Raw genomic sequence first — 10,489 nt, 5'->3', positions numbered from 1 at the left:
AACATTTCAGCTCTCGAATTTTAACAAATGCACCGGAATTTCGGCTTGACCCGAATTTCGGCTTGACCCGTTTAAACCGGATGACTACTTATTTTTCCATAAAGAGGGGAGGCTTTTACAATTGTAAAGGCCTCCCCTCTTTATGGAAATCAATCATCAAACAAACGAAATGCCACTTTACCACCTATCCCCGCTTGCTTATGACCTGCCACAGCGACAAAAACCGCGGCATCAAGTATCGGGGTGGAAAGGCCGTATCCCCATTCCCCGTAATACCCTAGTTTGTTGACATGAAGCAAATTGAGATATACACGTTCTTTCTGTACAATCTTAGTAAGAAATTTCAGTCGCGAGAACAAAAGCATAGGGCTTTCATAAGCGGCAGACAAACGGGCATAGTGACGTGACTCATTGTACCATCGGCTATCAAGAAGCTGGAATTGTCCTGACATCTCATCTTCCCATCCTTCAGGCATATAACTGTTGCGAAAGTAGTCATAGTCAAGAAAACAATTATTGCTGCGACGGGTGTAGAAACCGCCGCCAGCCCGGAAGTAGAGTGCCCTTAAGGCATAAAGTGGCAGATAATATTTCGCATCAAACTCTATACGTTCATAATCCGTGTGCGCGCCGGCAGCCTGTAAGCCTCGTTCGTAATCGAGCATAAAGGTGGGCCATTGAGAATGAAGTGGCACAGGACGCAGACCGTCACGATAGTAATATTGCCCCGGAGTCCACATCACATGCAAACGTGGAGCAATACTGGAAAGATGACGATACATGCCGCTTTGAGCTGCGATGTCATTCCAATGGAGCAAACTACGATGGTGGTAACGCACTCCTGCACCAATCTGAAGACCGACTACCGGCTGTACCGACACCATCGCTTTAAGATGGTTGTCACGGTAATAGTGGAATTCATAACTGTTGAAAATGTTGACGAGCGAATCATATCCCGTCACACCATGAAGTTTTGAACGTACCTCATCAGCCTGACGGCTGTTATACATGTGGTCACCACCTGCCGCTGAGATATCGACATAACCGTTATGCGAGGGCCAAAAAGTAAGGTTGAGCGGCAATTGCCAATACACCTGACGCTGCTTGAAATTATATCCCACACGAGGCGAGAAGTTGACAGCGCGCTGTGAAAGGAAGTCATAACGAAAGCGGAAACGCGCCTGAAGTGAGAAACCTTTGTTCTTGCTCCATTGTATCATTGACGGTGTGAGCAGAGCCGGAAGTTTTATCTGTGCCTTTTTCCCTATACTGTAACTGTGGTTGTCAAAAAGAAATTTTTCTGTGGCAGGCGACATTCTCAAACGTTTTTTAGCTGTGGTGTCGGGCAGCAATGGCCGGAAAGTTTTGGTTTTACTTTCTGCATACCGGTCGTAAACGGCTTGTTGGTGCGCCATGAGTGGAAACGGGCGGTGGCTGTCAAAGAAATCACGGTCGCGACGCATCCGTGTTGTGTCGGTGCGCAAGCGGCATTGTTCGGTGAGATCGAAACGGTCACGGCGTTTTGCCTGTTTCTTGTCTGTATGAGTCTCACTGAAGTCGTAGGTCGCTGTGGCTTCATATGCTTCTTCAAAGCGGTTGCCCAAAAACTTCATGCGCGACACTAACAATATTTTATAGGGTAGAAGCGAAGCCTGTCCCTCCCGCCCCATTTCTCCGCTGACATGAAGACGCGAGCCGTCATAGGTAAAATCGAATGAAAAATGATGGACGCGGCCTGTAGCCATTTCTATGTCAATTTTTCCGCGCACAAGTTGTGTATTATAGACGCGGGGCTTCACTCTCAAACTGACAATCCGCTTTCCCTCAATTTCGTAACAACTCTGTACTCTATAGCGATAGAACCGTCGGTTTCGCCGGTTAAGCGGTGAAAGAATCCGATCGGTAAAAAGATTAGCTGAATAAATGGAGAGGCTGTAGCGACCAGTCCACTGATCGTTTCCTGCCGGAAGATACGGCATGGTGGTAAAAGCGGCCAAAGTCTTTTTGTCCACTTCGGCAGGAGGCCGAAAGCGGTAGCGTGCCAGGCTTTCACCAAAGTAATCGTTTTCGCCGCGTTCCAAACGGAAAAGCCCTGGAACATAACGTGTCAGACCGTTGCGGCGATAAGTGCGCAAGTAGTGGCGTGCATATATTTCCGAACCGAAATCTTTTAAATTCAACCCATTGCGTTCCGTGTAAGAATAAACGCGCGCTATTAATGTATCAAGACTAACCTCCCACCCTGTCTCCGTACTGTCACGTTTAGGCGCAGAGGCGGCCACACAATGTCCGTATCCGGATATAATGAGCAGCCAGCAGAAGAAGAACACCTTTACAGGATGATGCTTTAATAAATTAGAGAGGAGTGCAGACATGCGGAGGCGGTATGACAACAGTAACGTTTCTATTCCAGACGATAAGAACAAACGAGCTGTCACCTTTTGGGCAACCAGCTCGTTTATTCTTATTTTATATTCCTTTCGAGGCGACAGGCTCCGCTGCATACAGCTATCCGCTCTTATGAGGAACTGATGCAGGCAAGCGGCCCCGCCGTTGCTTCTTCATTATTTATTATAGAGCAACCAAGCACCGGCGTAGGTACTTTTCAGTTCATCGCGCGAACGGGCAGCCGAAGCCTTGTCGTCATAAGACGAAGCAATCACACGGAACCAGCCTGTGTGTCCGCTAATGGTCTCATTGGTTTTCACCACACGGGCAGCACACCCTTTGCTCTGGAGCGTCGACATCAGGCTCTCGGCATTAGCCAATGTCACGAAACTGCCCACTACAACACTGTAGGCGCGCAGGACTTCTCCCTTGACTACGGTCACTCCCCCTTCAATGGTACGTACATCACTATGGTCTACGGCAGTAGGAGCCGTAGTAACGGGGGTTACGGCTACATTGCCTTGATTATAGTTCTGCCCGTTAGGGTTAACAGCCACTACCGAAGTTTCATTACCGGCATTGTTTTGTTCCTGGGCTTTTGCTTTTTCATAAGCCTGGCGGTAAGCGCTTTCTTGTGATTTACAGCCTGTGAAGAGCAGTGTTGCGCTGCACAAGGTAAGGCCTAATACGAGAGATGTCTTCATGTTAGAGTGTTTAATATATTTTGTTGTGGAATAAACTTTTCAGGCATTTGTCCTGCCCGTGACATTTTACTTCGGCAGAGAGCACATGCCCTGAACCGCCTTGTTTTGCAAAATTAGTTCTTATGTTTCAGTATTGCCTTACACTAACAGTTAAACAACTTTAAACTTGGCCCATTTACACCGTTTTGTGGTAAAAAAACTTGCATGCTATTGGCTTGCATATCGTAAAACGGTATATTTGCGCCATGAACTGAAACACCTCGGCCAATCAGTGCCGACAGGTTTTTAGGTTTGAAAGTTTAATCCATTAAATTTTTACATCATGAAAGGATTGAATCTATTTGTAGCTTTTTTGGGCGGAGCCGTTGTAGGTGCTGCCGCCGGTGTTCTCTTTGCTCCTGAAAAAGGAGAAGACACCCGTAAGAAAATTGCCGATGCACTTCGCCGCAAGGGCATCAAGTTGAGCCGTAAGGAAATGGACGAGCTTACAGACGAGATTGCCATGGACTACTAAGATGGCGTGAAAAAACAACATTAAAAAAATGTGGCATGTGAGGTAACTATACAGTTTCGGGCATCTACCGGAATTCTATTCCTCACGTGCCACATTTTCTTTTACATCCGCATGACATTTTATCAAATCAAAAAAATAACCGACTGTGTTTTCCGACGACGACAATATCAAATCCATCCGTAATCTCATCAACGAAATACGCGACTATGCCGGGTTGAGGGTTGAGTTTCTCAAGCTCGATTTCGTGGGCAAGCTCATCACATTGCTGTCGGCTTTGCTGCTGGCTGTCGTTCTGCTGGTGATTTTCGCCGTAGCCCTGCTGTTTCTCTCCTACACCGTAGCATTGCTGCTGGCTGATGTAGTGGGAAGTCTGGCCGGAGCCTGTGCCATTGTGGCGGGAGTTGGCTTGCTTCTCGGACTGCTGGTATACATTTTCCGTCATACCCTCATCATGCGTCCCACGGCCAGCTTCATAGCCCGTATATTTCTGGAAAAGAAAAACGACACTCAAAACAAGCAACAATAACCCATGGTAAAATCTCCATACTCCCTCGAAGCCATTAAAGCCCGCCGCAGCGAACTTTCAAAGCAAATAGCCGAAAAAGAACAGAACATCACGCAGATGTGGGGCAAAATGGTGGAACCTCCCGTCATTGAAAACAAATATCACTTATGGTCCAACCGCGCCAAAGCCGCTTTCAAGACATACGATGGCGTATTGTTAGGCTATAAACTGTTCCGCATATTCGGCGGTTTTATGAAACGCCAAAATAAAAAGGTCCCGCGCAAATAACTGCAAGACTGGCGGCATACAAAGTCTGCCGGTAAAAGAACGCAATGACGGGAAACTCACTTTTTCGCCATTTCAAAATTAACATATTTAACCTTCTTATACATTTAAAACACCTCAAAAACCGACTTCAAGCATTGGAATCACAAAAGTCCGTATTCGAATTTTAACACGAATACGGGGAATTCAAATTCCAATACTAGGATTTCAGGACAATAATACGGCGAAAATCCACACAAAAATAACTGAAAATCATATAAAAAGCGGGACTTCCCACGTGGAAGTCCCGCTTGGCTGTTACAAAGATACGACATTTTCCGGCGGAAAGCAAATAGTGTTAAAATGTGCCGGACCATAAAAAAAAGCCCCGCTGCCATGGCAACGGGCTGCTGCTGAGACAGTATCAAAAGGCTTAAAGGTCAAGACCTGCGGCTTCGGCAATTCGGGCTGGTATCGCCGTATTGTCCATCATGCCGGCAAATTTTTCCGAACCAGCTCCAATGGCAAACACCGGAACATAACCGTTGGAATGTCCGCCACTCTGCCAGCCTACCAATGCACACTCAGCCATGGTGCGGCGGGCAGCATCGGACAGGCCGTTAAGGCTGGCATAAAGATTTTTCGTACCGTTGTCCTTACCGCTCATAAGGGCTTCGTAAGCTTTCTTGAGTCGGTTCGTCTGATGGTCGTTCAATTTTACCCCCTGCCAGAATCCCCAGTTCTCTTTGAGATCGGCCTCCACCGCTTCCCACGTGAGAGTGTCGCCCATTTTCTTACTGAGTTCCTTCAAATGTGCAGAATACTTCTCCACACTCATTTTCTGATATTTCAACAAGTCGAGATGCAGTTCGTAGGGGCCACGTCCCAACACAATGCCACCGGTCTCATGGTCGGCCGTAATAACAATCAGTGTCTCTTCGGGATGTTGTTCATAAAACTCATAAGCCACCCGCACAGCCTGATCCAAGTCTATCACCTCCTTGAACACCGTGGCGGCATCGTTGGAATGGCAGGCATAATCAATCTTTCCACCTTCAACCATCAGGAAAAAACCGTCCTTCCCTTTGTCTTCTCTGGCGAGAAAGGACAACCCGGCACGGGTTATCTGCTGTAGCGTCAAATCATCTTTCTGACGGTCTATAGCATAAGGCAGGCATGTACGGTCACCATGTGAAGGCTTATCGCCCTGCAGGAGCAACATTTTGTCGGCACGGCGGCGCTTTTTCTGATATTCCCTGTAATTGCGCACAAGAGTATAGCCCGCCGCGCCACACTGCTCATGAAGCGTTCCCAAGGTATCGGCCTTGTCCTCATTATTGCGGAAATCAGCTCCGGCATAAAAATCGAAACCGGCTGTTATCAGATCTTTCCCTATCCGGTGATACATGCCGCGTTCCGGCACATGCGCATAAAACGCCGCCGGCGTAGCATGGTCCACCGATACGCTTGTCGCCACACCGACAGCCATACCGGCCTCTTTAGCTTTTGCGGCCACACTGCTTATACTTGTTGTCAAATCGGCCAACATTCCGAGTGCGCCGTTTTTAGTCTTACGGCCACAGGCCAAAGCCGTCCCGCTGGCAGCAGAATCCGTCACACCATTTGTGGCCGATTGCGTATTGACAATGCCTACGGCAGGAAACTGCGTGAAAGTAAGCGGCGATACGCCTATACGCCCTTCAAGTGCCCCAAGGTAAGTTTCCGTTCCGTTAACCTGGTTCACTCCCATACCATCGCCAATGAAATAAAACACATACTTGGCCCGGCCTTGTGACATAAGCGCCATGACCATCACGAAAGCCATGGACAGGCTGAAAAATCTTTTGTTCATTGTTCTTACAATATAATTTGGTTAGTTTCAAATATTCCTCAAAATGCGGCAACAATTGCAAAAATACCTATTTCAGCGAAAAAAAGTTATGTATGCGATATAAAAAACAAAGTATCAAATGCAAAAGCCGCATACAAACTAAATAGAACGGATATCATATCCGCACTTTCGACACACACACAACTGCAAACATTATTCCAAGTCAGGACAGACGCCAGAAATGGCCATAAAAAACATGGCTCAGCGGCAAATCACATAGCCTTTATCCGTTTGCCGCACAAGTCCCGCTCCCGAAAGGTACTGCAAGGCCAAAATACGCACCGACTCGTCAAACCTCCCGCAAGGAAAGTCCGTAAGATCACGGCAACTGCCATCGGCCAGCAATTCCGTATAAAGCGCGGCCAGCTCTGTCACACCGGAAGTATTCTTACGACGACCGATGCAGACGTCACAATGACCGCAATCCGTAGCCGTAGAGTCTGCAAAATAATCGAGCAGGTAACGACTGCGGCAAATGGCGTCCGTAGACGCATACTGGAGAATTGACTCTATGCGACGGACATAATCATCTCTCCGTTCGTCATAAACATTGCGCGAAAGCGGCGCATTAGCCAGTCTCCGCACGAGATAAGTTATATGAGGTATTTTCTTTCTGGGAATATAATGGATAATACGCTGACGGGACAGCATTTTCAAAATCTCATACACCTCATGCGGCGTACATTCGCAGGCATGTGCCAAAAGACTTTCGTCAATGCAGACATAATCGGAAAAGACACCGCTGTAATTACGCAACACATGATGAAGCACCTCTTCCGTGAGAGGGGCAAAGTGGTGAATACCGTAAAGCTCATCACGGCGCACAAGGAAGAACAGGCGCGAGGTGTTGTCGGTCTCTTCGCGAAAATCTATATAGCCGGCCCGTGTCAGCAGCCGCAGGGCGCTGACTGTCTGCACGGGAAAATGCTTGAACGCCGTGCAGAACCGGTCGATATTAAACTCATAGCTCGCGCCTTCTCCGTAGCCCACGCCCAATTGGAAGTAACTGCCGAGATCTTCATACACTTTGTCGACAAATTCGCGCGGAGGAAATGTCTCGGGAATACGCCGCAGCATCTTTCCATGGTCGCCATTATTGTAGAGCAATACGGCATAGGACTTCTGGCCGTCACGGCCTGCACGGCCCGCTTCTTGAAAATAGGCTTCTACGGAATCGGGCAAATCCATGTGCACCACCAGTCGTACATCGGACTTGTCTATACCCATTCCGAAGGCGTTTGTGGCCACCATGACGCGTGTCTCTCCTTCCTGCCAGGCACGCTGGCGAACATCCTTGTCCGTTTCTGACAATCCGGCATGATAGCTGATGGCTTTAATGCCGTTCTCGTTGAGCAACCGCGCTACGTCTCCCGTTCCCTGGCGGCTGCGCGTGTAAACGATGGCAGCGCCTCCGACACTGCTGAGGATATGTATGATTTCAGCCTCTTTGTCTTCCGTTCGCCGCACGATATAGCGCAGATTAGGACGGGCGAAACTCATGCGGAATACGTGCCGTTTTTCCTGCGGAAAGTTCAGTTGCCTGCAAATGTCGTCCACCACACGCGGCGTAGCGGTGGCTGTAAGCGCCAATACGGGTACGCCTGGGAGGACATTGCGTATTTCCGCTATCTGGAGATAAGCCGGACGGAAATCGTATCCCCATTGCGAGATACAGTGCGCTTCGTCCACGGTGATGAAGTTGATTTTCATCCGCCGGAGTTTGGCCTGAAAAAGTTCCGACCCCAGCCGTTCGGGCGATACGTACAGGAATTTGTAGGCACCGTAGACGCTGTTGTCGAGGTGCTTCAGTATTTCCTCATGCGACAGTCCGCCGTGTATTGTAGCAGCACGTATGCCGCGCATGCAAAGGTTTTCCACCTGGTCTTTCATGAGCGCGATGAGCGGGGTGACGACAATGGTCATCCCTTCCATGGCGAGCGAAGGCACCTGAAACGTGATGCTCTTTCCGCCGCCTGTCGGCATGAGTCCGAGGGTGTCATGACCGCCTGCAATACTGCGGATGATATCGGGCTGTATGCCGCGGAAATCATCGTATCCCCAGTTTTTGCGGAGTATGTCGCGAAATTTTTCCAAGGCAGGTGTCAGTTTATTCGCAAGGCCGGATATCTTCTATCTGCAGTTGCACTTCGCCACGCTTGTGAGTGTTTTCCTCCACTGCGTAACAAATGTCGAAAGCGCGCTTCGTTTTGATGTAGCGGGCTTGTGAGCTTTGTCCGAAAGCTATGCCGTTCATCACGTTGTTGCTTTTGTTGTCCACCAGTTCGAGCTTGATGTGCTCCTGTCCGCGTCCTACGACTTTGCTTGTACCGTAATCGTAGACCCGACGGGTACAGAAAACGGGGCGTTCGTTGCCCGGCCCGAAGGGTGCAAACCGCTTGAGTTGCTGATAGAAGCGGAAGTTTACATCCTGAAAGTCGAGATAGGCGTCGATGTCGAGGCTGGCTTTGGTCTGCTCATCGAGAATATGCTCGGATACGTAGGCTTCGAAGCGGCGTCCGAATTCGGGCACGTTCTCTACACGTAGCGACAGACCGGCGGCATAGGTGTGTCCGCCAAAGTTTTCCAAAAGATCGGCGCAACTTTGTACGGCTTTATAGACATCGAATCCCGACACCGACCGGGCAGAGCCGGTGGCCATACCTTCCGACCGTGTAAGCACTACGGCGGGCCGGTAATACTGTTCCGTAAGACGTGAGGCCACTATGCCGATGACGCCTTTGTGCCACTCTTCATTGTAGATGACGATGCTGCGGCAACCGCTGATGTCAACAGTCCGTCCCACCTGCTCTACGGCCTGTTCGGTAGTTTGCTTGTCGAGGTCTTTGCGTGCCTCGTTGTAGAGGTTGATATGGCCGGCTTTTTCAAGAGCGGCGCCGTACTCTTTCTCTACCAGCAGTTCCACGGCTTCACGTCCGTTTTGCATACGCCCCGAGGCGTTGATGCGCGGACCTATCTTGAAGATGATGTCGCTCATCGAAAGCTCGCGGTCGGCCAGACCGCATACCTCGATTATGGCGCGCAGGCCGATACTGGGATTGGCGTTGAGACACCGCAGGCCATGACTGGCCAAAATACGGTTTTCCCCCATTACGGGCACGATGTCGGAAGCAATGCTTACGGCACAAAGGTCCAGAAGTGAGACAAGCTTGTTGAATTCTATGCCATTGTTGATGGCAAAGGCCTGCATGAACTTGAAGCCTACGCCGCAACCAGAGAGATGGGTATAAGGATAATGGTTGTCGCGCCGCTTGGGATTGAGAATAGCTACGGCACAAGGCAGCGTTTCATCGGGCACATGGTGGTCGCAGATGATGAAATCGATGCCAAGCGATTTGGCATAGGCTACTTCCTCGACGGCTTTGATGCCGCAGTCGAGCACGATGATAAGCCTTACGCCGGTTTCTGCAGCAAAATCCACTCCCTTTTTCGAGATGCCGTACCCCTCTTCATACCGGTCGGGGATGTAGAAGTCGATGTTTGAATAATATTGCTGTAAGAACCTATATACCAGTGCAACGGCCGTACACCCGTCGACATCGTAATCGCCATAAACAAGGATGCGTTCCTTGCGGCCCATAGCTTCGTTGAGACGGTCCACAGCCGCTTGCATGTCGTCCATAAGGAAAGGATCGTGCAAGTCGGTGAGCTGGGGTTTGAAGAATCGGCGGACTTCGGCTGAAGTGGAAATGCCGCGCCCCAGAAGCAACTTGCCCAAAGCGGGATGTATGCCCGCCTCAGCAGCCAGTGAGGTCGCGGCAGCCGCTTCTGCCGGCGCCGGTTCTTCATAAGTCCATTTATAGTTCATATTGGTATGTTTTTTGATTTTTCCGTTTCTCTTCGGCCGTTCTTTCCGACCTGCAAAGTTTTCGGCAAAAGCCTACTCGCCCAATTTAGCAAGCTAAGTTAGTCAAAAAAAACGACATGATTACGACTTTCAGCGAAAAGCCCTGCATCTTTAACAAAAGTGGGAATGTGGTGTCCACGGCAATTATTGCAGTCTGACAAACCATATTTTCCATATCTGCACACCCTTTCATTTACCTGATTTCGGGATTTTAACTTTAACATATTTAACTTCCTGCAACATTTCAGTGGGCTGTTTTTCCACTTTCAAGTACTGAAATAGAGAAAGTATGTATTGGATTTTTAACTTGAATACGGGGAATTTAAATTGCAATACGGGGAATTCACGGGAAAACGGG

Annotated in this window: 8 protein-coding genes; 3 read left to right on the top strand and 5 right to left on the bottom strand. The window is 49.1% G+C overall.

The window, feature by feature from the left end; translation table 11 throughout:
* Window positions 1–149 precede the first annotated feature (149 nt).
* Window positions 150–2,504: a DUF5686 family protein gene (locus tag C5S62_RS05175; protein ID WP_190311554.1), complete on the bottom strand. Its 2,355-nt coding sequence runs from the start codon at window positions 2,502–2,504 to the stop codon at window positions 150–152.
* A 60-nt stretch (window positions 2,505–2,564) separates the two neighbouring features.
* On the bottom strand, window positions 2,565–3,092 hold the full coding sequence (locus C5S62_RS05170; protein WP_104404346.1) for an SPOR domain-containing protein: 528 nt from the start codon (window positions 3,090–3,092) through the stop codon (window positions 2,565–2,567).
* Between the two features lie 322 nt (window positions 3,093–3,414).
* Between C5S62_RS05170 and C5S62_RS05165 the strand changes: the two genes are divergently transcribed.
* From C5S62_RS05165 to C5S62_RS05155, 3 genes are all read left to right on the top strand, one after another.
* Window positions 3,415–3,606 (top strand): YtxH domain-containing protein, encoded by a 192-nt coding sequence (locus tag C5S62_RS05165; RefSeq protein WP_104404345.1) that lies wholly within the window; start codon window positions 3,415–3,417, stop codon window positions 3,604–3,606.
* A gap of 145 nt (window positions 3,607–3,751) precedes the next feature.
* Window positions 3,752–4,132: a phage holin family protein gene (locus C5S62_RS05160; RefSeq protein WP_104404344.1), complete on the top strand. Its 381-nt coding sequence runs from the start codon at window positions 3,752–3,754 to the stop codon at window positions 4,130–4,132.
* A 3-nt stretch (window positions 4,133–4,135) separates the two neighbouring features.
* Window positions 4,136–4,399, top strand: a complete 264-nt coding sequence (locus C5S62_RS05155; RefSeq protein WP_104404343.1) for a hypothetical protein — start codon at window positions 4,136–4,138, stop codon at window positions 4,397–4,399.
* Window positions 4,400–4,808: 409 nt separating this feature from the next.
* On the opposite strand, the gene C5S62_RS05150 is transcribed toward C5S62_RS05155, so the two are convergent.
* From C5S62_RS05150 to recJ, 3 genes are all read right to left on the bottom strand, one after another.
* Complete coding sequence (locus tag C5S62_RS05150; protein WP_223301144.1) at window positions 4,809–6,227, bottom strand: alkaline phosphatase; 1,419 nt, start codon at window positions 6,225–6,227, stop codon at window positions 4,809–4,811.
* 240 nt (window positions 6,228–6,467) lie between these two features.
* Complete coding sequence (locus C5S62_RS05145) at window positions 6,468–8,360, bottom strand: ATP-dependent DNA helicase RecQ (protein WP_104404342.1); 1,893 nt, start codon at window positions 8,358–8,360, stop codon at window positions 6,468–6,470.
* 13 nt (window positions 8,361–8,373) lie between these two features.
* A complete protein-coding gene (recJ, locus tag C5S62_RS05140) occupies window positions 8,374–10,092 on the bottom strand; it encodes a single-stranded-DNA-specific exonuclease RecJ (protein ID WP_104404341.1) in 1,719 nt (572 codons plus the stop codon).
* Window positions 10,093–10,489 lie beyond the last annotated feature (397 nt).

The organism is Prevotella sp. MGM2 (genome assembly GCF_002933955.1).
Lineage (GTDB): Bacteria > Bacteroidota > Bacteroidia > Bacteroidales > Bacteroidaceae > Alloprevotella.
The sequence above is the reverse complement of the archived record's forward strand: the minus strand, read 5'-3'. Positions and strand labels throughout refer to the sequence as shown.